Here is a 23,356-nt window from a genome sequence, read left to right on the forward strand (position 1 = left end):
CGGCAGGCTGACATGGACCTCACGCCCGGCCTCGCGCACCTCGTCGAGACCGCGCTGCCCGTCTGCGGGCGCCACGGCCTCGCCGTGGCGGGCGGTCTCGCGCTGATCGCGCACGGCTTCGACCGCCGCCCGTCCCGCCACCTCGACCTGGTGACCTTCAGCTCCACACCGGCCGGCGACATCGGTGCCGCGCTCGCGGCCGCGTACGCCGGGGCCGGTTACGAGGTGGTCGCGCTGCCCGGCACACCGCTGGCCGCCCACCTCGGGGTCACCTCGCCGGGCGACGCCGGCCACACGGTCCACGTCGCCAAGCAGCCGCTCTCCCGTCCCCCGGTCCGTGTCGGCCTCGGCCTGTCCGGGCCCGTGCCGGTGGTGGCGCTGGAGGACTGCGCCGCCCTGAAGGTGGCCGCCGTCGCCGACCGCGCCACCGTGCGCGACCTGGTCGACGTCCACGCCCTGACCGCCTGGTTCACGCCGGGGGAGTTGCTGACGATGGCCGTCCACCTCGACGAGGACCTCCAGCCGCGCCTCCTCGCCGACCGCCTCGACAAGCTCGTCGAGGCCGACGACGCGGCGTACGCGGCGCAGGGACTGGACGGCGCGGCCGTCGCCGCCGTCAAGCGCTGGGCCTTCGACTGGGCGCAGGACATCCGGCTGGACCTCATGGAGGGCATGGAGCACCCCGACGAGCTGTACGACCTGTAAAGCTCCCGGCTCCGACGCCGACACCTTGGTGCTTGAGGGGGCCCTGCCCGCTGGCGAGACTGGCAGGAGACGAGGAGAGGAAGGTCCGCCGTGACCGACAAGCACATCACGCACTGGATCGCCGGACAGACGTGGACCGGCACCGCGGAGCGGCACGGGGACGTGTACGACCCCGCCACCGGGGCCGTGACCGGTCGGGTGGACTTCGCGTCGATCTCCGAGGTCGACCAGGCCGTCGGTGCGGCCGCCGCCGCGTTCAAGGAGTGGCGGAACGCCTCGGTGGCCAAGCGCACCTCGGTGCTCTTCGCCTTCCGCGAGCTCCTCAACGCCCAGCGCGACGAGCTGGCGGCGATCATCGTCTCCGAGCACGGCAAGGTGCACTCCGACGCGCTCGGCGAGATCGCCCGCGGCCTGGAGGTCGTCGAGTACGCCTGCGGCATCCCGCAGCTCATCAAGGGCGGCTTCACCGAGCAGGCCTCGACCGGCATCGACGTCTACTCGATCCGCCAGCCGCTCGGGCCGGTCGCGATCATCTCGCCCTTCAACTTCCCGGCCATGGTGCCGATGTGGTTCTTCCCCATCGCCATCGCCGCGGGCAACACCGTCGTCGTCAAGCCCTCCGAGAAGGACCCGTCCGCCGCGAACTTCATGGCCGGGCTGTGGAAGCAGGCCGGGCTGCCGGACGGCGTCTTCAACGTCGTGCACGGCGACAAGGTCGCCGTCGACCGCCTCCTGGAGCACCCGGACGTCAAGTCCGTGTCCTTCGTCGGCTCCACCCCGATCGCCCGGTACGTCTACGAGACCGGCACCCGCTACGGCAAGCGCGTCCAGGCCCTGGGCGGCGCCAAGAACCACATGCTGGTGCTGCCGGACGCGGACCTGGACCTCGCGGCCGACGCCGCCGTCAACGCCGGGTTCGGCGCGGCCGGCGAGCGCTGCATGGCCGTGTCCGTCCTGGTCGCGGTCGACCCGATCGGCGACACGCTGGTCGAGAAGATCAAGGAGCGGATGGCCGGGCTCACGGTCGGCCCCGGCTGCAACGCCGCCTCCGAGATGGGCCCGCTGGTCACCGGCGCCCACCGCGACAAGGTGACGTCCTACCTCGACGCGGGCCTCGCCGACGGCGCGACCCTTGCCGTGGACGGCCGTAAGCACGCCGTCACCGGCGAGGACACCGCGGACGGTTTCTGGCTCGGCCCGACCCTCTTCGACGACGTCAAGCCCGGCATGTCCGTCTACAACGACGAGATCTTCGGCCCGGTCCTGTCCGTGGTCCGCGTGGGCTCGTACGACGAGGGCCTGGAGCTGATCAACACCAACCCGTACGGCAACGGCACGGCCATCTTCACCAACGACGGCGGCGCCGCCCGGCGCTTCCAGCACGACGTCGAGGTCGGCATGGTCGGCATCAACGTGCCGATCCCGGTGCCGGTGGCGTACTACTCCTTCGGCGGCTGGAAGGCCTCGCTGTTCGGCGACACGCACGCGTACGGCCCGGACGGCGTCCACTTCTTCACCCGCGGCAAGGCCGTCACCCAGCGGTGGCTCGACCCGAGCCACGGCGGCATCAACCTCGGTTTCCCGACCAACAACTGACCGCCAGGGCGGCGCCCGCGAGCAGGGCGCCGCACAGCAGCCAGCTCCCCACCACGTCGAGCGGCCAGTGGTAGCCGCAGCGGACCAGGGCGACGCCCACCGCACCGTTGAGCAGCACGGCGGCCGCGACCAGCAGCCGCCGTGCCGCTGTGCGTACCAGACACGGCAGCAGCAGGAGCACGGCGCCGCCGTACGCGGCGGCCGCCGTGGCCGTGTGGCCGGAGGGGTAGAACCCGGGATAGCCCGGGGAGAGGGCCGGCGAACCGGGGTCGGCGCGGCCGACCAGCGGCTTCACCAGGGCGACCAGCAGCGGCGCCACGACCATCACCAGCGCGTACGCCAGCGGCGGCAGCCAGGGGCGGGGCCGTCGGTACCGGTGGGCGCACCAGGTGGTGCAGACCATCGCAAGCAGCAGTACGGGCACGGCGACCTGCCAGTTGCCCAGGTCGGCCAGGAACCGTGCCACGGCCGAGCGGTCCGCGGGGTGGGGGGAGGAACCCGCAAGGGTGGCACGCACCGGCCCGTCCACGGCCACCAGGCGCCCTCGTAGTGCTTCCTGCCAGGTCAGCAGTCCGAAGAGCGCCGTGCACACCACGGCCACCAGAGAAGTTGGCCGCCCCGGAACAGGGGGGAGAGTTCCGGGGCGGCCAGAACGATCGCCGTACCGCCCGCCCCGGGGGGTTTGGGGCAAGCGGCCGACCGATCGGCGAGGATTGCCGGAGCCTTCGGCTTCGGCGCTGTGCGCGAGGGCACTGCTGTGCCGATGATGGGGGGTCACCGGCAAAGTGTCGCCCGCGGACTTCCGCAGACGGGGTGTTGCATCCATCTGCGGAAACCGTACGTCACCGGGGGGGTCGACCGGCAGGGGTTGCACCCTCCCGCCATCAGGCCCGCACACCTTCTTCACGCTGTGTGTCGTACACGCTCGGTCGCAGGCGAAGCACCTGGTCACAGCCGGGCGAGAGCGCCCTCGATGATGTCCAGGCCCTCGTTCAGCAGGTCCTCCCCGATGACCAGCGGCGGCAGGAAGCGCAGCACATTCCCGTAGGTGCCACAGGTCAGGACCACCAGGCCCTCGGCGTGGCAGGCCTTGGCCACGGCGGCGGTCGCCGCGGCGTTGGGGTTCTTGCCGCCCGGCTCCACCAGCTCGATCGCGATCATGGCGCCGCGGCCGCGGACCTCACCGATGACCTCGAACTTCTCCTGCATGCCGCGCAGCCGGCCGAGCATGATCTCGCCGATGCGGCGGGCCTTGGCGTTGAGGTCCTGCTCCTTCATCGTCTCGATGGCGCCGAGCGCACCGGCGCACGCCACCGGGTTGCCGCCGTAGGTGCCGCCCAGACCGCCGGAGTGCGCGGCGTCCATGATCTCGGCGCGGCCGGTCACCGCGGCCAGCGGCAGACCGCCGGCGATGCCCTTGGCGGTGGTGATCAGGTCCGGGACGATGCCCTCGTCCTCGCAGGCGAACCACTGGCCGGTGCGGCAGAAGCCGGTCTGGATCTCGTCCGCGACGAAGACGATGCCGTTCGCCCGGGCGAACTCCACCAGCTTCGGCAGGAAGCCCTTGGCCGGCTCGATGAAGCCGCCCTCGCCCTGGATCGGCTCGATCACGATCGCGGCCACGTTCTCGGCCCCGACCTGCTTGGTGATCATGTCGATCGCCTGGGCCGCGGCCTCCTCCGCGCAGTTCTCCGCGCCGGTCAGCCAGCGGTAGGGGTAGGCCAGCGGCATGCGGTAGACCTCGGGCGCGAACGGGCCGAACGAGTGCTTGTACGGCATGTTCTTCGCCGTCAGCGCCATCGTCAGGTTGGTGCGGCCGTGGTAGCCGTGGTCGAAGACGACGACGGCCTGGCGCTTGGTGTACGCGCGGGCGATCTTCACCGCGTTCTCGACGGCCTCGGCACCGGAGTTGAACAGCGCGGTGCGCTTCTCGTGGTCGCCCGGGGTCAGCTCGTTGAGTGCCTCGGCGACCTCCACGTAGCCCTCGTACGGCGTCACCATGAAACAGGTGTGGGTGAAGTCGGCCAGCTGCGCCGACGCGCGGCGCACGACCGCCTCGGCGCTGTTGCCGACCGAGGTCACCGCGATGCCGGAGCCGAAGTCGATCAGGGAGTTGCCGTCCACGTCCTCCAGGACGCCGCCGCCGGCGCGGGTGACGAAGACGGGCAAGGTCACGCCGACACCGCTCGCGACCGCCGCCGTCTTGCGCGCCAGCAGCTCCTGCGACTTGGGGCCGGGGATCGGGGTGACGAGTCGACGCTCCTGGGCCAGATCGGTCATGGCGGACGTACTCCTTCGAACCGTGGTCTTTCCTCGCAGGCTAAGCCCGTACGGCGGAGCCCCGCACACTCCGATAGGGCGCACTGCGGAACGCCTCTTCGACGTGACGGACATGAGCGTGCCAAGATCCTTCAGACTGCGGTGGCCGCTCGACTACATTGAGTGCGGACCTGCGAGGGGTGGCACACGCGATGGAACGCGACGGTACGCACGAGAAGCCCGCGGCCTCTCCGCCCGGAGGCCCCGGCCCGCAACCGGGCACGCCGCCGGTACCCGGTGCCCGGCCGATGCCGGGCGCCCCGCCCGCGCACGCCGGACCGCCGCCCGTCCCCGGTGCCCGGCCGGGTCCCGCCGACCCTTCACGCGGCGAGCGGGACACCCGCACCTGGCGCGACGCCGGCCAGGACGCGGCCCCGGCCACGCCCCCGTTGCCACCCGGACCGCCCCCGCTGCCGGGGGTCCGCCCCGGCGGCGCCCCGTGGCACGCCCCGGCGGAGTCCGCACCGGCCGCCACGCCGGACGGGTCGGGCCTCCTCTCCTGGCTGCGGGCCCCGCGCCCGGCCGCCGCCCCCGGTGTGTGGCGCCTCGGGCACCGCCCCCGCCCCGCCGCCGACCCGGACGCCGTGCCGGGCCGCCAGCTCGTCGCCGGCGCCCTGATCTCCTTCCTCGGCGGCTGGCTGCTGTGGTCCCTGCTGTGGAACGGCTACCTCGGCAGCTACTGGCTGTGGCCGCTGCTCGCCCTGACCCCCGACTCCTGGCGCCGGGCGGGCGGCAACCAGACCGCCTACCTGTGGGCCTCGTACCTCTACTACGCGCTCATCGGCGGCGCCCTGCTGGTCTTCTTCGCCCGCATCGGCCGCTGGGCCGAACTGTGGCGCCGCTTCATCACCACCCCGCTCCGGCGGTCCCGCGAGGAGGAGGCCGCGGCCGCCGGCCGCGAACCCGCCGACCCCGCCCAGGACCCGGCCGCCTTCCCCGCCCTCCGCCAGGGCGGCGCCGCCGACGCCGCGGACCGGCTCGCCGAGGACGCGCGCTCCGGGCTGATGAACGACGTCGACTTCGCCCGCCTGTCCCGTGCCTGGCAGTCCGTGCGCTCCGAGCCCGGCCGGCTGACCGCCTTCACCGACACCGTCCTGCGGTACGGGGCCGCCGCCTGCGCCCACCCGTCCGGCGCCCGCGACCTGCCCGCCCGCGCCGCCCGGCACGACCTGCTCGCCGGCCAGGTCCGCATCGGCGCCGCCCCCGACGACGAGCGCAACCCCCGCTCCCACCGCGGCGCCGGCTACGCCCTCGACCCGTCCGTGCTCGGCACGTCCCTCCTGGCCGTCGGACCGCCCGGCTCCGGCAAGACCGTGCGCCTGGCGCGGCCCGCGCTGGAGCTGATGTGCCTGCAGGCCCTCGCCGGGCGGGCGGCCGTGGTCGTGGTCGGCACCGAGGGGGCACGGCTCGCACCGGACGAGTCCTTCGACGTCGTCGTCAAGATCGGCCATCCCGACTCCGCGTACGACCTCGACCTGTACGGCGGCACCTCCGACCCCGACGAGGCCGCGGGCTTCCTCTCCGAGGCCCTCGTCGGCGACCTCGCCGCCGCGCTGCCCGGCGGCGACAGCCGCCGCGCCGCCACCGCACTCGCCCAGCTCCTCGGGCCCTTCCACGCCGCCCACGGCCGCTTCCCCTCCGTCCCCGAGCTGCGCGAACTCCTCGACGGCACCCCCTCGGCCCTGGCCGCGCTCCGCTCCGCCCTGCAGGCCCGCGGCGGCGCCGCCCTGGGCCAGCTGCGCGAACTCGACGCACGGGAACGTCAGTCCGCCCGGCCCGGCGACGCGGGCCCCCTGCTCGCCGACCGCATCGCGCTGCTCGACCGGCCCGCGTTCGCCGGGTTCTTCGACACCACCGGCGGCAGCCACCCGTTCTCGCTGCGGGGCCTGGAGCACCCGCTCCGGGTCCGCATCGACCTCCCGGAGCGGGGCCACGCCGAGGTCTCCCGGATGCTGGCGCGGCTCGTCCTCGCCCAGTTCGCCGAGTGCGCCACGGCCCGGCAGGACCGCTCCCTGTTCGCCTGCCTCGTCCTCGACGACGCCTCCCACACGGTGACCGCGGAATCCGTGCGCGGCCTGCAGCGCATGCGCTCCGCCAACGCCGGCGCGGTGCTCACGCTGCGCACGCTGGACGACGTCCCCGAAGCGCTCCGCGGTGCCCTGCTCGGCGCCGTCGGCTGCCGGGCCGCCCTGGCCGGCCTCACGGCCTGGGACGGCGCACGGTTCGCCGAGGTGTGGGGCAAGGAATGGGTGGACGTCCACGACGTCACGAACCGCCAGATCGTCGCGGACGAGCCGCTCACGCGGGTGCTGCATGCCGTGCGGCGCCTGGTGACCGGGAAGGCGGTCACGGCGGAGTCGGTGACGGTACGCCGGGTCGAGCGCGAGCGCTGGTCCGCGTCCGAGCTCGCGCACGCGGTCCCTGCGGGGCACGCGGTCGTCTCCCTCACCGCGGTCGACGGGGAGCACGCGCCTCCGGTGCTGGTCGATCTGCGCGCCTGAGCGGTTTCTGTGCGGGTGCGTTGCGCTTCGCAGACCGGGGTTCGCGGTACGGCCCGTCGTTCGTGTGCGGGTGCGTTGCGCCTGCGGCGGGCATCCCCCGCCGCCCTCCCGATTGCCCGGCGCGGTCAGTGCGGGCCTGCGCAACGTGTGCCTGGGTCGGGGCCGCGCCGGCGCACGTCCTCAGCGCTCGCGGTTTACGCCTACATCGTTGGGCACCGCGTGCTCCGCTCGTCGCTTCCGGGCGCACCCCGCCACACCCCCTCACGCCGGTTGGGGCGCATGACGGCCGGTGGGCGGTGAGTGGGGCACTTGCGGCAACCCCGGACCGCCTTCTCACCCCGTCCGGCCGTTAGTCGCCTACACGACCGAAGGGGGTGTGGCGGGGTGCCCCCGCAGGGGACGAGCGGCGAACCCGCGCCGAACGATGTAGGCGTAAACCGCGAGCCCCGAGGTGGGGGTCCCCCCGGCCGAAGGCTGGGGGCGTACCCCGGCGCGGCACCGACCCCACACCAACGGAGCGCAGGCCCGCACTGACCGCGCCGGGCAATCGGGAGGGCGGGTGGGGGAGAAACCGCAACAGCAACAACCGCGGCGCCGCACACGAAGACGGCACCGCACCGCAGGTATACGGTGAGGCAGAATCGGATGTGAACGCACTCCGAGATGGAGAAAAAGCCCGTGCCCCCCACGCTCGCCTCGCTGCTGCGGAACCCCGCCCTGAAGCTGGCCGTCCTCGCCGGAGGCGACCGCCTGGGGGAGGCCGCCGTCCGCTGGGTGCACACCAGCGAGCTGGACGACCCGGCGCCGTACCTGGAGGGCGGCGAGCTGCTGCTCACCACGGGCCTCAAGCTGGACGTCGGCTCGCCCGAGGCGCTCGGCCAGTACGTGGCGCGCCTGGCCGGCGCCGGCGTCGTGGGCCTCGGGTTCGGCGTGGGGCTGAGCCATGACACCGTGCCGCAGGCGCTCGTGGACGCGGCGGCCGCGCACCGGCTGCCGTTGCTGGAGGTGCCGCACAAGACCCCGTTCATCGCGATCAGCAAGGCCGTCTCCGCGGAGCTCGCCGCCGACCGGTACAAGGCGGTGACCGCGGGGTTCGAGGCGCAGCGGGAGCTGACCCGGGCGGCGCTCGCTCCGGACGGGACGACGGCGCTGCTGTCGCGGCTGGCGGCGCACCTGAACGGCTGGGCGGCGCTGTACGACGCCTCGGGCGCCGTGGTGGCCGCGGCGCCGGAGTGGGCCGGGCGGCGGGCGGCGCGGCTCGCCGGGGAGGTGGAGCGGCTGCGCGGCAGGCCCGCCCCGGCCAGTGCGGCGGTCGCGGGCCCGGCCGGTACGGAGGACCGCGTGGAGCTGCAGTCGCTGGGCACCGGCCGGCGCCCCCGCGGTTTCCTCGCGGTCGGCACGGAGGAGCGGCTGGACACCTCGGACCGCTACCTCGTGCATGCCGCCGTCGCGCTGCTGACGCTGTCGCTGGAGCAGTCCCGCGCGCTGCAGGACACCGAGCAGCGCCTGGGCGCCGCGCTGCTGCGGATGCTGCTGGCCGGCGAGCCCGAGCACGCCCGCACCGTGGCCGGCCGGCCGTACGGCGGGCTCTTCGACGCCCCCGTGCGCGTGCTGGTCGCGGAGCGTGCGGAGGCCGCGGGGGACGCCGTGGGGCTGCTGGCCGAGCGGGTGGAGGCGGCCGGGATGCGGGCCGCGGAGCCCGTGCTGGCGGTGCGGGACGAGGACCGGTTGACGGTGCTCGCGGCCGCGGACGGCGCGGTGATGCCGGCCTGCGTGGCGGCGGTCGACGGGAGCGACGACCTGGTGGCCGGGCTGTCCGCCGCGGTGGGTGCCGCGGGTGTCCCGGGCGCGCACGAGCAGGCCGAGCGCGCGCTGGCGGTCGCCCGGCGGCGGGGCCGCAGTCTCGTCGAGCACGACGAGGTCGGTTCCGGCTCGGTGCTGCCGCTGCTGGGCGACGAGGCGGTCCGGGCCTTCTCCGACGGCCTGTTGCGGCCGCTGCGCGAGCACGACGCGACCGCCCGCGGTGACCTGGTCGCGTCCCTGCGGGCGTGGCTGTCCCGGCACGGGCAGTGGGACGCCGCCGCGGCTGACCTCGGGGTCCACCGGCACACGCTGCGCTACCGGATGCGGCGGGTGGAGGAGATCCTCGGGCGCTCGCTGGACGACCCGGACGTCCGCATGGAGCTGTGGCTGGCCCTCAAGTCCGGCGGCTGACACGGTCTGCCAAAACGTCGCACAGGGCGGGATCCGCAGGACGCACTGGACAAGACCGGCCGGGTGCCGCCCGCCCTACCGTGGTGCGCATGAGCACCCCCACCGCCTTCTGGCTCGCCGGCCGCTCCGCCACCGGCGAGGACACCTTCGATGTCGTGAACCCGTACGACGGCAGCGTCGTGGCCTCCGTCGGCGTGCCGACCCCCTCCCAGGTGGAGGAGGCCGTGGCCGCCGCCAAGGCGGTCGAGGCGGAGTTCGCCGCGACCCCCGCCCACGTGCGGGCCGCGGCCCTGGACCACGTGTCGAAGCGGCTGGCAGAGCGCTCCGAGGAGATCGCCCGGCTGATCACCGCGGAGAACGGCAAGCCGGTCAAGTGGGCCCGCGGCGAGGTCGGCCGTGCCGTGTCCGTCTTCCGCTGGGCGGCGGAGGAGGCGCGCCGCTTCAACAGCGGCGAGGCCCAGCGCCTGGACACCGACGCGGGCGGCGTGGGCCGCCTCGCGCTGACCCGGCGCTTCCCGCGCGGCAGCGTGCTCGGCATCGCGCCGTTCAACTTCCCGCTGAACCTGGTGGCCCACAAGGTCGCCCCGGCGATCGCGGTCGGCACGCCGATCATTCTGAAGCCGGCCCCGGCGACCCCGCTCTCCGCGCTCCTCCTGGGCGAGATCCTGGCCGAGACCGACCTGCCGGCCGGTTCGTGGAGCGTGCTCACCGTCCCGAACGACCGCATGCCCGCCCTCGTCCGGGACGAGCGGCTGCCGGTCATCTCCTTCACCGGCTCCGACCGGGTCGGCTACCAGATCATGGACTCGGTGCCGCGCAAGCACACCACCCTGGAGCTGGGCGGCAACGCCGCCGCCGTCGTCCTGGCCGACTGGTCCTCCGAGGAGGACCTGGAGTGGGCGGCGAACCGCATCGCCACCTTCTCCAACTACCAGGGCGGCCAGTCCTGCATCTCCGTCCAGCGGGTCATCGCCGACGCGTCCGTGTACGACCGGCTGGTGGAGAAGGTCGTCGCCAAGGTCCGCGCCCAGGTCACCGGCGACCCCTCGGACGACGCCACCGACGTCGGCCCGCTCGTCGACGAGAAGGCCGCCGAGCGCGTGGAGTCGTGGGTCGAGGACGCGCTGGGCAAGGGCGCCAAGCTGCTGACCGGCGGCCGGCGCGACGGCGCCGCCTACGAGCCGACCGTGCTCGCCGACCTTCCGGCGGACGCGATCATCGCCACCGAGGAGGTCTTCGGCCCCGTCCTGTCCCTGCACCAGGTGGACGGCGCCGACGAGGCCTTCGCGGCGGTCAACGACTCCAAGTTCGGTCTGCAGAGCGGGGTGTTCACCCACGACCTGCAGACCGCCTTCCGCGCCCACCGCGAGCTGGAGGTCGGCGGCGTCATCATCGGCGACGCCCCCTCCTACCGGGCCGACCAGATGCCCTACGGCGGCGTCAAGGACTCCGGCGTGGGCCGCGAGGGCGTCAGGTACGCCATGGACGACTACACCTACGAGCGGGTCCTGGTCCTGACCGGTCTCGCTCTGTAGTCCTCACGGCAGGACGAGCCACCCCTTCCAGCGGCCGGGGCGCATGTGCGGTGCGCCCCGGCCGCGCCGTACGCGCGTCGGCATGGGGACGCCATATGCGGCGCCGGCTGCCGATCGCCCCGGAGGGGGCCACCCACCCCCCAGCCCCGAGAGCCCGGCGTTCACCCGAGTGGAGTGGAGCGCCCTCGCGGATCCGGCGGTGCGTCCGGTGCCCGCCGAGAACGCCGCGCCGCTGCGGGTCGCGCGGTCGGCCGCGGACACCGAGCCGACCGTCGTGGCCCTGCCCGACGCCGCCGGCCGGGGCCGCCTCCCGGCCCTGCTCAGGGGCTGTCCGGGGGCGCGCTGCACGCGGGCGCCGCAGGCCTCGCCCTCGCTGAATCCGGCCCGGCCCACCGGGAAGTGACGTGGGGTCAGGGTCTGCGGCCGGTGCCGGCCGACGGCACCGGCGAGGCGGAGTTCGGTTCGGCCGTCCCCGACCTCACCGGCCCCGTCACCGAGGGCGGCCCCGCCCCGGACACCACGCGGCCGCGGAAGCTGCTCGCGTCGGCCTGAAACGCCGTCGAAAAGGCCGCCGGCCCGCCGCGCCCCGTGCGCGAGGGCTGGTGACCATGCCGGAACCGGGGTACTAACGAACAAGTAGCACCGGTCGGTAACCGACGCGAGGTGACGCCCCCATGTCCGCAGCATCCGCCCGCCCCACCGTTTCCGAACGCGAAGCGCGCCAGGTCGCAGAGGCCGCCCGCGAACAGGAATGGCGAAAGCCGAGCTTCGCCAAGGAACTGTTCCTGGGCCGCTTCCGGCTCGACCTGATCCATCCCCACCCCACACCGTCGACCGAGCAGGTCCAGCGCGGCGAGGAGTTCCTGGCCAAGCTGCGCGACTTCGTCGAGACGAAGGTGGACGGGGCACTGATCGAGCGTGAGGCGAGGATCCCCGACGAGGTCATCACCGGGTTGAAGGAGCTCGGTGCCCTCGGCATGAAGATCGACCCCAAGTACGGCGGCCTCGGCCTCACCCAGGTGTACTACAACAAGGCGCTGGCCCTCGTGGGCTCCGCCAGCCCCGCCATCGGCGTGCTGCTCTCCGCGCACCAGTCGATCGGGGTGCCCCAGCCGCTGAAGATGTTCGGGACCCCGGAGCAGAAGGAGCGGTTCCTGCCGCGCTGCGCCCGCACCGACATCTCGGCCTTCCTGCTCACCGAGCCCGACGTGGGGTCCGACCCCGCGCGCCTGGCGACCACGGCCGTACCCGACGGGGACTCCTACGTCCTGGACGGCGTGAAGCTGTGGACGACCAACGGCGTGGTCGCCGACCTGCTGGTCGTCATGGCGCGGGTGCCGAAGAGCGAGGGCCACAAGGGCGGCATCACCGCCTTCGTCGTCGAGGCCGGTTCCGAGGGCATCACCGTCGAGAACCGCAACTCCTTCATGGGGCTGCGCGGCATCGAGAACGGCGTCACCCGCTTCCACCGGGTACGCGTCCCCGCCGAGAACCGCATCGGTCCCGAGGGCGCCGGGCTGAAGATCGCCCTCACCACCCTCAACACCGGCCGCCTCTCGCTGCCCGCGTCCTGCGTCGCGGCCGGCAAGTGGTGCCTGAAGATCGCCCGTGAGTGGTCGGCCGCCCGCGAGCAGTGGGGCAGGCCGGTCGCCCGCCACGAGGCCGTCGGCGCGAAGATCTCCTTCATCGCGGCGACCACCTTCGCCCTCGAGGCCGTCATGGAGCTGTCCAGCCAGATGGCCGACGAGGACCGCAACGACATCCGCATCGAGGGCGCGCTGGCCAAACTCATCGCCTCCGAGATGAGCTGGACCATGGCCGACGAACTGGTCCAGATCCGCGGCGGCCGCGGCTTCGAGACCGCCGAGTCCCTCGCCGCCCGCGGCGAACGGGGCGTCCCGGCCGAGCAGTTGCTGCGCGACCTGCGGATCAACCGGATCTTCGAGGGCTCCACGGAGATCATGCACCTGCTGATCGCCCGCGAGGCCGTCGACGCCCACCTGTCGGTCGCCGGGGACCTCATCGACCCCGACAAGGCGCTCGGCGACAAGGCCAAGGCCGGCATGAAGGCCGGCGGCTTCTACGCCCGCTGGCTGCCGAAGCTGGTGGCCGGCCCCGGCCAGATCCCCGGCGCGTACTCCGCGTTCCACCCGGCGGGCCACCCCGACCTCGCCGCCCACCTGCGCTACGTCGAACGGGGCGCCCGCAAGCTCGCCCGCTCCACCTTCTACGCCATGTCGCGCTGGCAGGGCCGGATGGAGACCAAGCAGGGCTTCCTGGGCCGCGTCGTCGACATCGGCGCCGAACTGTTCGCCATGAGCGCCGCCTGCGTCCGCGCCGAGATGCTCCGCACCCGGGGCGAGAACGGGCGCGAGGCCTACCAGCTCGCCGACGCCTTCTGCCGCCAGTCGCGGATCCGCGTCGAGGAGCTCTTCGGCCGCCTGTGGACCAACACCGACGCCATCGACCGCAAGGTCGTCGACGGGGTCCTCGGCGGCGCCTACACCTGGCTGGAGTCCGGCATCGTCGACCCCTCCAGCGACGGCCCGTGGATCGCCGACACCACCCCGGGCGCCTCGCACAAGGAGAACGTCCACCGGCCGATCCGCTGACCGGACCGGGGACGCGTCCCCCGCGCACAGGGCACCGCCTTCCCGGAGGCGGTGCCCCCGCCGTGCCGGCGACCGGACACAATGGGGGGATGACGGACTCTCTCGCCGACCCGCATCTGCGGCTGCCCGGACCGGACGCGGCCACCGCCGCCCACGACGGCCCCCGCACCATCGTGATCCTGGGTTCGACCGGATCGATCGGCACCCAGGCCATCGACGTCGTCCTGCGCAACCCCGACCGCTTCCGCGTGGTGGCCCTGTCCGCCGCCGGCGGCCGGGTCGGGCTCCTCGCCGACCAGGCGCTGCAGCTGGGCGTCTCCGCGGTCGCCGTCGCGGACGTGAACGCGGAAGGCCCGCTGCGGGAGGCGCTGGCCGAGCGCTACGGCGCCGAGCCCCTGCCGGAGGTCCTGGTCGGCCCGGAGGCCGCGACCGAGCTGGCCGGCCGGCCGTGCCACTCCGTCCTCAACGGCATCACCGGTTCGATCGGGCTGCGCCCGACGCTGGCCGCCCTGGAGGCGGGGCGGATCCTGATCCTCGCCAACAAGGAGTCGCTGATCGTCGGCGGCCCCCTGGTGAAGGCCGTGGCCAAGCCGGGCCAGATCGTGCCCGTCGACTCCGAGCACTCCGCGCTCTTCCAGGCCCTCATGGGCGGCTCGCGCACCGAGGTCCGCAAGCTCGTCGTGACCGCCTCCGGCGGCCCCTTCCGCGGCCGGGACAAGGGCGAGCTGGCCGGGGTCACCCCCGAGCAGGCGCTGGCCCACCCCACCTGGGACATGGGCCCGGTGGTGACGATCAACTCGGCGACCCTGGTGAACAAGGGCCTGGAGGTCATCGAGGCCCACCTGCTCTTCGACATTCCCTTCGACCGCATTGAGGTGGTCGTCCACCCGCAGTCGTATATCCACTCGATGGTGGAATTCACTGACGGCTCCACGCTGGCCCAGGTCAGCCCGCCCGACATGCGGATGCCGATCTCGCTGGGCCTCGGCTGGCCCGAGCGGGTGCCCGACGCCGCGCCCGGGTGCGACTGGACGAAGGCGGCCACGTGGACGTTCTTCCCGCTGGACGACGAGGCGTTCCCGGCGGTGGCGCTCGCCCGCCACGTCGGTAGCCTCGGGGGTACCGCCCCCGCGGTGTTCAACGCGGCCAACGAGGAGTGCGTGGCCGCGTTCCTCGCGGGCACGCTGCCCTTCACGGGCATCGTGGACACCGTCGCACGGGTGGTCGAGGAGCACGGCACTCCCGGCAGGGGAACCTCCCTGACCGTGGAGGACGTCCTCGAGGCGGAGAAGTGGGCGCGGGCCCGCGCCCGGGAACTGGCTGCGGAACAGGCGACGACGGAGGCGGCACACGTATGACGGGACTTATGTGGGCACTGGGGATCGCCGTCTTCGCGGTCGGCCTCCTGGTCTCCATCGCCTGGCACGAGCTCGGCCACCTCTCCACGGCCAAGCTGTTCAAGATCCGCGTGCCGCAGTACATGGTCGGCTTCGGGCCGACGATCTGGTCCCGCCACAAGGGTGAGACCGAGTACGGCATCAAGGCGATCCCGCTGGGCGGCTACATCCGCATGATCGGGATGTTCCCGCCCGGCGACGACGGCCGGATCGCGGCCCGGTCCACGTCGCCCTTCCGCGGGATGATCGAGGACGCCCGCTCCGCGGCGTACGAGGAGCTGAAGCCGGGCGACGAGACCCGGATGTTCTACACGCGCAAGCCCTGGAAGCGCGTGATCGTCATGTTCGCCGGCCCGTTCATGAACCTCATCCTGGCCTTCGGGCTCTTCCTGGCGCTCTTCATGGGCTTCGGCATCCCGACCCAGACGACGACCGTCGGCTCGGTCTCGGAATGCGTCGTCCCCGCTTCCGACACCAAGGCCCTCAAGGCCAAGGACCCCTGCGTCCACGGCGACTACCCGGCCGCTCCCGCCAAGGCGGCCGGTCTGCAGCAGCGCGACCGGATCGTGGCCTTCAACGGGGTGAAGGTCGACGACAGCCAGTGGACGGTGCTGCAGAAGGAGATCCGCAAGACCATCGGTCCCGCGACGATCACCGTGGTGCGCGACGGCAAGACCATCAACCTGCACGCGAACCTGATCGCCAACAAGGTCGTCAAGACCGACGGGCACGGCGGCATCGTCAAGGACCAGTACGTCCAGGCCGGGTTCCTCGGTTTCACACCGGCGGACGGCGTGGTGAAGCTGGACTTCGATCAGTCGCTCGACCACATGGCCACCACGGCCGAGGACGGCGTCCGGTCCCTCGCGGCGCTCCCGGGCAAGATCCCCGGACTGTGGAACGCGGTCTTCAGCGGCGCCGAGCGCCAGCCCGACTCCCCGGTCGGCATGATCGGCGCGGCCCGTCTCGGCGGCGACATCTTCTCGCTGCCGCTGCCGGCCACGCAGAAGATCGCCACGATGGTGGGCCTGCTCGCCGGGGTCAACCTGGCCCTCTTCCTGTTCAACATGCTCCCGCTGCTCCCGCTCGACGGCGGGCACATCGCGGGCGCCCTGTGGGAGTCCGTCCGCCGCAACATCGCCAAGGTCTTCCGCCGGGCCGACCCCGGACCCTTCGACGTGGCGAAGCTGATGCCCGTCGCCTACGTGGTCGCCGGCATCTTCATCTGCTTCACGGCGCTGGTCATGGCCGCGGATCTCATCAATCCGGTGCGTTTGACCTAGGCGCGATGTCGGAGGCGTGGGTGGGGTGACGTAGTCTCGTTGACCGGAGCCCGCCCACGCCGCCGGGACCTCGATCCGCGTACTTTGGGGATGCCACGCACATGACCGCGATTTCGCTCGGGATGCCGTCCGTTCCGATCAAGCTCGCCGACCGACGCAAGAGCCGCCAGATCCAGGTCGGATCCGTGGCCGTCGGCGGCGACGCACCGGTCTCCGTCCAGTCCATGACCACCACCGTCACCGCGGACATCGGCGCCACGCTGCAGCAGATCGCCGAGCTCACCGCCTCCGGCTGCCAGATCGTCCGGGTCGCCTGCCCCTCGCAGGACGACGCCGACGCCCTCGCCACCATCGCGAGGAAGTCGCAGATCCCGGTGATCGCGGACATCCACTTCCAGCCGAAGTACGTGTTCGCGGCGATCGACGCGGGCTGTGCGGCGGTGCGGGTGAACCCGGGCAACATCCGCCAGTTCGACGACAAGGTGAAGGAGATCGCCAAGGCGGCCTCCGACGCCGGCACTCCGATCCGGATCGGGGTGAACGCCGGGTCGCTGGACAAGCGGCTGCTGGAGAAGTACGGCAAGGCCACCCCGGAGGCGCTGGTGGAGTCGGCGCTGTGGGAGTGCTCGCTGTTCGAGGAGCACGGCTTCCGGGACATCAAGATCTCGGTGAAGCACAACGACCCGGTGGTGATGGTCAACGCGTACCGCCTGCTGGCGGCGCAGTGCGACTATCCGCTGCACCTCGGGGTGACCGAGGCGGGTCCGGCGTTCCAGGGCACGATCAAGTCGGCGGTGGCGTTCGGTGCGCTGCTGAGCGAGGGCATCGGGGACACGATCCGGGTGTCGCTGTCGGCTCCTCCGGCGGAGGAGGTCAAGGTCGGCATCCAGATCCTGGAGTCGCTGAACCTGCGGCAGCGGCGGCTGGAGATCGTCTCGTGCCCGTCGTGCGGTCGTGCGCAGGTGGACGTGTACAAGCTGGCGGACCAGGTGACGGCGGGCCTGGAGGGCATGGAGGTCCCGCTGCGGGTCGCGGTGATGGGCTGTGTCGTCAACGGTCCGGGCGAGGCGCGCGAGGCGGACCTGGGGGTGGCCTCGGGCAACGGCAAGGGGCAGATCTTCGTCAAGGGCGAGGTCATCAAGACCGTGCCGGAGTCGAAGATCGTGGAGACCCTCATCGAGGAGGCCATGAAGCTCGCCGAGCAGATGGAGGCCGACGGCATCGCCTCCGGCGAGCCCTCCGTCTCCGTCAGCTGACCCACCATCCCCTCCCGCGTCCCGGGCCCCCGCGGTCCGGGATACGGGCGGGCACGGGCGGAACACACGTTCCCGAGGTAAGGTTCGGGGACTTCCCCCGACCGCTGCGGCCCGTACGGTGAGGCGCCCCACGTGTTGACGACCACGACGACCAAGGTCATGGAGCCAGGCGAACTCGACGCCGCCCTCGCGGTGCTCGACCGTGATCCGGTGTCCAACGCGTTCGTCGCCTCCCGGGTCGCCGTCGCCGGACTCGACCCCTGGCGCCTCGGCGGCGAGATGTGGGGCTGGTACTCCGGAGGCCGCGTCGAGGCGCTCTGCTACGCCGGCGCCAACCTCGTCCCGATCTGCGCCGGCCCCGAGGCCGTGCGCGCCTTCGCCGAGCGGGCGCTGCGCGCCGGACGCCGCTGCTCCTCCATCGTCGGCCCCACCGCCCCCACCTCCGCGCTGTGGTCGCTGCTCGAACCCAGCTGGGGCCCGGCCCGCGAGGTCCGCTCCCACCAGCCGCTGATGGTCACCCGCGCGCTGCCCGCGCAGGTCGAGCCCGACCCGTACGTGCGGCGGGTCCGGCGCGACGAGATGGACGTGATCATGCCGGCCTGCGTCGCCATGTTCACCGAGGAGGTCGGCGTCTCCCCGCTCGCCGGCGACGGCGGACTGCTCTACCAGGCCCGCGTCGCCGAACTCGTCGGCGCCGGCCGCGCGTTCGCCCGCATCGAGGACGGCAGGGTCGTCTTCAAGGCGGAGATCGGCGCCGTCACCCGGCACGCCTGCCAGATCCAGGGCGTCTGGGTCGCCCCCGAGTACCGCGGCCGCCGCCTGTCCGAGACCGGCATGGCCGCCGTCCTGCACTACGCGCTGCGCGACGTGGCCCCCGTGGCCAGTCTCTACGTCAACGACTTCAACGCGCCCGCCCGGGCCGCGTACCGCCGGGTGGGCTTCACCGAGGTCGGCGCCTTCATGAGCGTCCTGTTCTAGTAGTGTCGCCGCCCATGGAGGACGTGGCGGTCGAGCCGATCGACCTGGCGGCACGGGTGGACGAGGCACTGGCCGTCCAGGCGGTCGCCTTCGGGCTGGGCGCGGAGGAGGTCGCCATCCGCCGGCAGATCGTGCTGCGGCACCTGTGCTTTCCCGGCGTCCGCGCGCTCGGCGCGCTCACCCCCGACGGACGGCTCACCGGCTTCGTGTACGGCATGCCCAACAGCCGGATCCACTGGTGGTCCACGGTCGTCGAGCCCTACCTGCGGCGCACCGGCACCGACGAGTGGCTCGACGACTCCTTCACCATCACCGAGCTGCACGTCCACCCCGGCTTCCAGGGCCGCGGCATCGGGCGCGCCCTCATCACCACCATCACCGACGGCGCCGACGAGCCCCGCAGCATCCTGTCCGCCATCGACACCGAGAGCCGGGCCCGGCGGCTCTACCGCGCCCTCGGCTACACCGATCTGGCCCGGCCCGTGCACTTCCCCAGCGCGGCCAGCCCGTACGCCGTCATGGGCGCCCGCCTGCCGCTCGTGCGATAACGCGTTTCCGGGAGCGCACCACGGCTCGATATCCTCGGCGCAACGGTACGAAACCCCCTGGAGAGCCCCCATGGTCCTGCGCATGTCCCGGCTGATGCTCAAGACGCTGCGCGACGACCCGGCCGACGCCGAGACCGCGAGCCACAAGCTGCTGGTCCGGGCCGGATACGTCCGCCGCTCATCGGCGGGGGTGTGGACCTGGCTGCCGCTCGGCAAGCGGGTGCTGGAGAACGTCGCACGCGTCGTCCGCGAGGAGATGGACGCCATCGGCGGCCAGGAGGTCCTGCTGCCCGCCCTGCTCCCGCGGGAGAACTACGAGCTCACCGGGCGCGCCGGAGAATACGGCGACCTGCTCTTCCAGCTCCGCGACCGCAAGGGCGCGGAGTACGTGCTCGGGCCCACGCACGAGGAGATCTTCACCCAGGTCGTCAAGGACCAGTGCGCGTCCTACAAGGACCTGCCGGTGATCCTCTACCAGATCCAGACCAAGTACCGCGACGAGGCCCGGCCCCGGTCCGGCGTGCTGCGCGGCCGCGAGTTCCAGATGAAGGACTCCTACTCCTTCGACACCACCGACGAGGGCCTGGCCGAGGCCTACCGGCTGCACCGCGAGGCCTACATCAAGATCTTCTCGCGGCTCGGCTTCGACTTCCGCATCGTCTCGGCCGTCTCCGGCGCGATGGGGGGCTCGGCCTCCGAGGAGTTCCTCGCCCCCGCCGCGGCCGGTGAGGACACCTTCGTGGACTGCCCCGCGTGCGACTACGCGGCCAACACCGAGGCCGTCACCACCGTGGTGCCCCCGGTCGAGGGTGCGGACCATCCGGCCGTCGAGGAGGTGGACACCCCCGACACCCCCACCATCGAGACCCTCGCGGCGCACCTGGGGGTGCCGGCCTCGGCGACCCTGAAGAACCTGCTGGTCAAGGTCGACGGCGAGATCGTCGCCGTCGGCGTCCCCGGCGACCGCGAGGTCGACCTCGGCAAGCTCGCCGAGCACCTCGCCCCCGCCGAGGTCGAACTCGTCACCGCCGAGGACTTCACCGGCCGCCCCGACCTCGTCCGCGGCTACGTCGGCCCGCAGGGCCTCACCGGCGTCCGCTACCTCGCCGACCCCCGCGTCGCCCCCGGCACCGCCTGGGTCACCGGCGCCAACAAGCCCGACACGCACGCCCGCAACGTCGTTTGCGGCCGCGACTTCGAGGTCGACGAGTACCTGGACGTCGTCACCGTCGAGCCCGGCGACCCCTGCCCGCGCTGCGGCGCCGGCCTCAAGCTGGACCGGGCCATCGAGATCGGCCACATCTTCCAGCTCGGCCGCAAGTACGCCGACGCCTTCGAGCTCGACGTCCTGGGCCAGAACGGCAAGCCGGTCCGGGTCACCATGGGCTCCTACGGCATCGGCGTCTCCCGCGCCGTCGCCGCGCTCGCCGAGCAGACCGCCGACGGGCAGGGCCTGTGCTGGCCGCGCGAGGTCGCCCCGGCGGACGTCCACATCGTGGCGGCGGGCAAGGCGCTGCAGACGGAACTGGCCCTCGAGGTCGCGGAGAAGCTGCACGCGGCCGGGGTCAGGGTCATCGTCGACGACCGCGCGGGCGTCTCGCCGGGCGTGAAGTTCACCGACGCGGAGCTGCTCGGGGTGCCGACGATCCTCGTCGTGGGGCGCGGCGCGGGGGACGGGGTCGTCGAGGTCAAGGACCGCCGCACCGGGGAGCGCGAGGAGTTGTCGGTGGCGGACGCGGTCTCCCGCGTATCCGCGTAGCGGATGCGGGGGGCCCCTCGCGGCCCGTTGTCGTGTGCGGCTCGTTTGCGCCTGCGGCGGGCGTCCCCCGCCCGCCCTCCCGATTGCCCGGCGTGGTCAGTGACCGCCTGGCGCTGCGTGCGTTGTGGGTCGGTGCTGCGCCGGGGTACGCCCCCAGCCTTCGGCCGGGGGGACCCCCACCTCCGCGCTCGCGGCGCTGGTCTACGTCATTGGGCGCCGCGTGCTCCGCTCGTCGCCTGTGGGGGCACCCCGCCACACCCCCTCCTGCCGGTTGGGGCGACTAACGGCCGGTGGTGGGTTAGGAGGCGGTCCGGGGTTGCCGCAGGTGCCTTACTCACCCCCCCCACCGGCCGTCATGCGCCCACACAACGGGAGGGGGTGTGGCGGGGTGCGCCCATGGGGGGTTCCCCCGGCCGAAGGCCGGGGGGAGACGAGCGGCGAACCCGGTACGCAACGATGTGGACGTAAACCGCGAGCGCTGTGGGGGTCCCCCCGGCCGAAGGCTGGGGGAGTGCGCCGGCGCGACCCCGACCCCAACCCAACAGTGCGCAGGCCCGCACTGACCGCGCCGGGCAATCGGGCGGGAGGGCGGGGGAGAAACCCCAACCGCAACCACGACGGCGTCGCACACGACAACCGGGCCCCAGAGAACGCACCCCCGGCAAGAACTAAAGCCAGGCCGCGAACTCCAGCAGCAGTTCCCCGCCTTGACGGTCGCCCACGGAGAACGCCCACACGCCCGCCTCGACGGCCCGGAACAGGGCCCACCCGCGGACGCGGTCCCGGTCGACCTCGAGGGAGTCGGAGAGCTTGGCGACCCTCCGCCGGGCCGCGGACTGCGACCCCGGCGTGGCGACCAGCGTCTCGAGGCGGTCGCGGACGAGCCAGGCCAGGTCGTACGCGGGTTCGCCCGCGACCGGCTTGGGGTCGATGGCCAGCCACGGCACGCGGTCCGCGGCGAGCACGTTCCCGTGGTGGTAGTCGCCGTGCAGCAGCATGGCCTCGCCCGGGGCGGCCGCGCACAGTTCGTCGCGGACCGCGAGGGCCTCGTCGACCAGGGCCCGGGCCTCCTCCGGGACGTATGGCTGCTCGCGCCGCTCCCGCAGCAGTGCCGCCAGGCGCGCCGTGTGCTCGGCGACCGGCACGAAGGGGTGCCCCTCGCCCGGGGGGACCCAGAGCCGCTGCAGGGTGGCGCACGCCTCGAGCATCGCCTTCTGCTCGGGCAGCGAGCGCAGCGACACGTCGCTGTGCAGGCGTTCCAGGAGGAGCGCCCCCGCGTCGGGGTCGGCCTGCAGCAGGCGGACCGCGCCACGGCCGTCCCAGCGGGCGAGCGCGGCGTGCTCGTGCCGGGTCTCGTCGGTGACGAGGCCGACCTTGAGGGTCGCGGGGGTGTCGTCGGCCTGCCGTACGAGGACGACCATGCTGATCTGGCCGCCGGGGGAGAGCACCCGTTCCGGCGTCAGCTCCCAGCGCGCGAGGTGGTCCGCGACGCGCTCGGGGAGGCCGGCGAGCCAGGTGCGGCCCGCCTCGCCCTCCCAGGCGCTGACCGTGCGGACCAGCCGCTCGGGCGGTTCCAGGTGCTGGGGCTGTGGTGCCGAGGCCATGCGTGGGTACGTCCCTCCTGGTGCTAAACCTTCTCCGCTGCCGTCCGCGCGCGTTCGGCCAGCCCCGGGAAGGCTACGCTCCCCCCGCGCCAGCGCACGGCGCGGACCGCCGCCTCGCGCAGCGCGTCGGCCGCCCCGCGGCGCAGATCGGCGTCGGCGGCGCGCACGAGGTCCGCGTAGACCCCGGCGACCCGGTCCTCCAGTTCCGCGGCGAGACGCACGGCCGCTTTGCCGTCCGGCACGTCGAAGGGCAGGGCGTACGCGGGTTCGGCGGCGACGGGTTCGCCGCCGAGGTCGCCGACGGTGCGGCGCAGCGAGTCGCGGCGGGCGCGGTGCGCGTCGTACGCCTGCTGGGCCTGCTCGCCGAGTTCGCCGCCGACGCGGGCGCCGACGATGCCGTAGCCGTACACGGCGGCGTGCTCGGCGGAGAGTGCGGCCTGGACGGCCTTGAGCAGCGCTTGCTGTGCCATGGGTCGGGTCAGTGCTCCTTGAGCAGCAGGACGTGCCCGGCGCCGCAGGCGGCCACCGAGGCGAGCAGGCGGGCGAGTTCGGGCGGCGCGTCCAGGAGCGCGGTCGCCCGGGCGTCCGCGAGCATGCGTTCGGCCGCCGCCAGCGCGGACAACGCGGCTGCGGCCCCTGCGGGGACGGACGGCGAGGCCGACGGCGACGGGGAGGACATCGGCGAGGACGACGACGAGGGCGCGGCGGACGGTGACGCCGCCCGTGCCGACGTGCCGAACGCCTGGGCGTGGCGGGCCACTTCGGCCCGCAGCGGCTGCAGTCGCTGCGCGAGGTCCGGGTGCGCCGCGACGGTGGCGTCGTACTGCGCGAGCAGTGCCGCGCTGTCCCGGGCGGCCCGCTTGCGCAGCGCCGCGGTCGCGTCGGCGGCCGGCGAACCCTTCGCGGACGTCCCCTCGGGCCGTGTCCCGTCGGAGCAACCGCCGAGCAGTCCGGCGGCGGCCGGCAGGACGAGGGCGGCGCGTACCGCGCGCCGGCGGGGAATGTTGCTGAGCGGCACAGTGCCCCTTCCCGTGATCACCTCACGTGAG

Annotated in this window: 19 protein-coding genes; 14 read left to right on the top strand and 5 right to left on the bottom strand. The window is 73.4% G+C overall.

Annotated features, from left to right (window positions below; genetic code table 11):
* The first annotated feature begins 12 nt into the window (after positions 1 to 12).
* Together PV410_RS18325 and PV410_RS18330 are read left to right on the top strand one after the other, a co-directional pair.
* Positions 13 to 705 carry a nucleotidyl transferase AbiEii/AbiGii toxin family protein gene (locus PV410_RS18325; RefSeq protein WP_500325758.1) on the top strand — a complete coding sequence of 231 codons (693 nt, stop codon included), beginning with the start codon at positions 13 to 15 and terminating at the stop codon, positions 703 to 705.
* Positions 706 to 795: 90 nt separating this feature from the next.
* Positions 796 to 2,301: a CoA-acylating methylmalonate-semialdehyde dehydrogenase gene (locus tag PV410_RS18330; RefSeq protein ID WP_500325760.1), complete on the top strand. Its 1,506-nt coding sequence runs from the start codon at positions 796 to 798 to the stop codon at positions 2,299 to 2,301.
* Here PV410_RS18330 and PV410_RS18335 read toward each other — a convergent pair.
* Together PV410_RS18335 and gabT are read right to left on the bottom strand one after the other, a co-directional pair.
* Positions 2,273 to 2,896 (bottom strand): phosphatase PAP2 family protein, encoded by a 624-nt coding sequence (locus PV410_RS18335; RefSeq protein WP_500325762.1) that lies wholly within the window; start codon positions 2,894 to 2,896, stop codon positions 2,273 to 2,275. The genes PV410_RS18330 and PV410_RS18335 overlap by 29 nt on opposite strands.
* A gap of 353 nt (positions 2,897 to 3,249) precedes the next feature.
* Positions 3,250 to 4,581, bottom strand: a complete 1,332-nt coding sequence (gene gabT / locus PV410_RS18340) for a 4-aminobutyrate--2-oxoglutarate transaminase (RefSeq protein ID WP_499514297.1) — start codon at positions 4,579 to 4,581, stop codon at positions 3,250 to 3,252.
* A gap of 287 nt (positions 4,582 to 4,868) precedes the next feature.
* Between gabT and PV410_RS18345 the strand changes: the two genes are divergently transcribed.
* The 12 genes from PV410_RS18345 (at position 4,869) to PV410_RS18400 (ending at position 20,703) form a co-directional block, all read left to right on the top strand.
* Positions 4,869 to 7,121 carry an ATP-binding protein gene (locus tag PV410_RS18345; protein ID WP_500325764.1) on the top strand — a complete coding sequence of 751 codons (2,253 nt, stop codon included), beginning with the start codon at positions 4,869 to 4,871 and terminating at the stop codon, positions 7,119 to 7,121.
* Positions 7,122 to 7,799: 678 nt separating this feature from the next.
* On the top strand, positions 7,800 to 9,335 hold the full coding sequence (locus PV410_RS18350; protein WP_500325766.1) for a PucR family transcriptional regulator: 1,536 nt from the start codon (positions 7,800 to 7,802) through the stop codon (positions 9,333 to 9,335).
* A gap of 89 nt (positions 9,336 to 9,424) precedes the next feature.
* On the top strand, positions 9,425 to 10,870 hold the full coding sequence (locus tag PV410_RS18355) for an aldehyde dehydrogenase family protein (protein ID WP_500325768.1): 1,446 nt from the start codon (positions 9,425 to 9,427) through the stop codon (positions 10,868 to 10,870).
* Between the two features lie 208 nt (positions 10,871 to 11,078).
* Positions 11,079 to 11,273 carry a hypothetical protein gene (locus PV410_RS18360; protein WP_500325769.1) on the top strand — a complete coding sequence of 65 codons (195 nt, stop codon included), beginning with the start codon at positions 11,079 to 11,081 and terminating at the stop codon, positions 11,271 to 11,273.
* 23 nt (positions 11,274 to 11,296) lie between these two features.
* Positions 11,297 to 11,422, top strand: a complete 126-nt coding sequence (locus PV410_RS18365) for a hypothetical protein (protein WP_500325771.1) — start codon at positions 11,297 to 11,299, stop codon at positions 11,420 to 11,422.
* A 122-nt stretch (positions 11,423 to 11,544) separates the two neighbouring features.
* On the top strand, positions 11,545 to 13,482 hold the full coding sequence (locus PV410_RS18370; protein WP_499514301.1) for an acyl-CoA dehydrogenase family protein: 1,938 nt from the start codon (positions 11,545 to 11,547) through the stop codon (positions 13,480 to 13,482).
* An 89-nt stretch (positions 13,483 to 13,571) separates the two neighbouring features.
* A complete protein-coding gene (gene dxr / locus PV410_RS18375) occupies positions 13,572 to 14,840 on the top strand; it encodes a 1-deoxy-D-xylulose-5-phosphate reductoisomerase (protein WP_500325773.1) in 1,269 nt (422 codons plus the stop codon).
* Complete coding sequence (locus PV410_RS18380; protein ID WP_499514303.1) at positions 14,837 to 16,162, top strand: M50 family metallopeptidase; 1,326 nt, start codon at positions 14,837 to 14,839, stop codon at positions 16,160 to 16,162. Before dxr ends, PV410_RS18380 begins: the two co-directional genes overlap by 4 nt.
* Before the next feature lie 101 nt (positions 16,163 to 16,263).
* Entirely contained in the window at positions 16,264 to 17,418 is a 1,155-nt protein-coding gene (gene ispG / locus PV410_RS18385) for a flavodoxin-dependent (E)-4-hydroxy-3-methylbut-2-enyl-diphosphate synthase (protein WP_500325775.1), read from the top strand.
* A gap of 132 nt (positions 17,419 to 17,550) precedes the next feature.
* Entirely contained in the window at positions 17,551 to 18,396 is an 846-nt protein-coding gene (locus tag PV410_RS18390) for a GNAT family N-acetyltransferase (protein ID WP_499514304.1), read from the top strand.
* Positions 18,397 to 18,410: 14 nt separating this feature from the next.
* The gene (locus tag PV410_RS18395; protein WP_500325777.1) at positions 18,411 to 18,944 is read left to right on the top strand and encodes a GNAT family N-acetyltransferase; all 534 of its coding nucleotides are present in this window, start codon (positions 18,411 to 18,413) and stop codon (positions 18,942 to 18,944) included.
* A 70-nt stretch (positions 18,945 to 19,014) separates the two neighbouring features.
* Positions 19,015 to 20,703, top strand: a complete 1,689-nt coding sequence (locus PV410_RS18400) for a proline--tRNA ligase (protein WP_500325779.1) — start codon at positions 19,015 to 19,017, stop codon at positions 20,701 to 20,703.
* A 668-nt stretch (positions 20,704 to 21,371) separates the two neighbouring features.
* Here the strand turns inward: PV410_RS18400 and PV410_RS18405 are convergent.
* From PV410_RS18405 to PV410_RS18415, 3 genes are read right to left on the bottom strand one after another with little or no spacing between them, the layout of a single operon-like run.
* The gene (locus PV410_RS18405; RefSeq protein ID WP_500325781.1) at positions 21,372 to 22,307 is read right to left on the bottom strand and encodes an aminoglycoside phosphotransferase family protein; all 936 of its coding nucleotides are present in this window, start codon (positions 22,305 to 22,307) and stop codon (positions 21,372 to 21,374) included.
* Between the two features lie 23 nt (positions 22,308 to 22,330).
* On the bottom strand, positions 22,331 to 22,777 hold the full coding sequence (locus PV410_RS18410; RefSeq protein WP_499514308.1) for a ferritin-like domain-containing protein: 447 nt from the start codon (positions 22,775 to 22,777) through the stop codon (positions 22,331 to 22,333).
* Positions 22,778 to 22,785: 8 nt separating this feature from the next.
* Positions 22,786 to 23,346 carry a hypothetical protein gene (locus PV410_RS18415; RefSeq protein ID WP_500325783.1) on the bottom strand — a complete coding sequence of 187 codons (561 nt, stop codon included), beginning with the start codon at positions 23,344 to 23,346 and terminating at the stop codon, positions 22,786 to 22,788.
* Positions 23,347 to 23,356 lie beyond the last annotated feature (10 nt).

The organism is Streptomyces sp. PA03-5A, from assembly GCF_033792725.1.
Taxonomy (GTDB): Bacteria; Actinomycetota; Actinomycetes; order Streptomycetales; family Streptomycetaceae; genus Actinacidiphila.

Excerpts from the sequence above, each read along its gene's own strand:
- gabT (WP_499514297.1), bottom strand. The coding sequence starts at position 4,581 with ATGACCGATCTGGCCCAGGAGCGTCGACTCGTCACCCCGATCCCCGGC.
- PV410_RS18400 (WP_500325779.1), top strand. The coding sequence starts at position 19,015 with ATGGTCCTGCGCATGTCCCGGCTGATGCTCAAGACGCTGCGCGACGAC.
- PV410_RS18345 (WP_500325764.1), top strand. The coding sequence starts at position 4,869 with ATGCCGGGCGCCCCGCCCGCGCACGCCGGACCGCCGCCCGTCCCCGGT.
- PV410_RS18355 (WP_500325768.1), top strand. The coding sequence starts at position 9,425 with ATGAGCACCCCCACCGCCTTCTGGCTCGCCGGCCGCTCCGCCACCGGC.
- PV410_RS18405 (WP_500325781.1), bottom strand. The coding sequence starts at position 22,307 with ATGGCCTCGGCACCACAGCCCCAGCACCTGGAACCGCCCGAGCGGCTG.
- PV410_RS18380 (WP_499514303.1), top strand. The coding sequence starts at position 14,837 with ATGACGGGACTTATGTGGGCACTGGGGATCGCCGTCTTCGCGGTCGGC.
- PV410_RS18410 (WP_499514308.1), bottom strand. The coding sequence starts at position 22,777 with ATGGCACAGCAAGCGCTGCTCAAGGCCGTCCAGGCCGCACTCTCCGCC.
- dxr (WP_500325773.1), top strand. The coding sequence starts at position 13,572 with ATGACGGACTCTCTCGCCGACCCGCATCTGCGGCTGCCCGGACCGGAC.
- ispG (WP_500325775.1), top strand. The coding sequence starts at position 16,264 with ATGACCGCGATTTCGCTCGGGATGCCGTCCGTTCCGATCAAGCTCGCC.
- PV410_RS18395 (WP_500325777.1), top strand. The coding sequence starts at position 18,411 with ATGGAGGACGTGGCGGTCGAGCCGATCGACCTGGCGGCACGGGTGGAC.
- PV410_RS18370 (WP_499514301.1), top strand. The coding sequence starts at position 11,545 with ATGTCCGCAGCATCCGCCCGCCCCACCGTTTCCGAACGCGAAGCGCGC.
- PV410_RS18325 (WP_500325758.1), top strand. The coding sequence starts at position 13 with ATGGACCTCACGCCCGGCCTCGCGCACCTCGTCGAGACCGCGCTGCCC.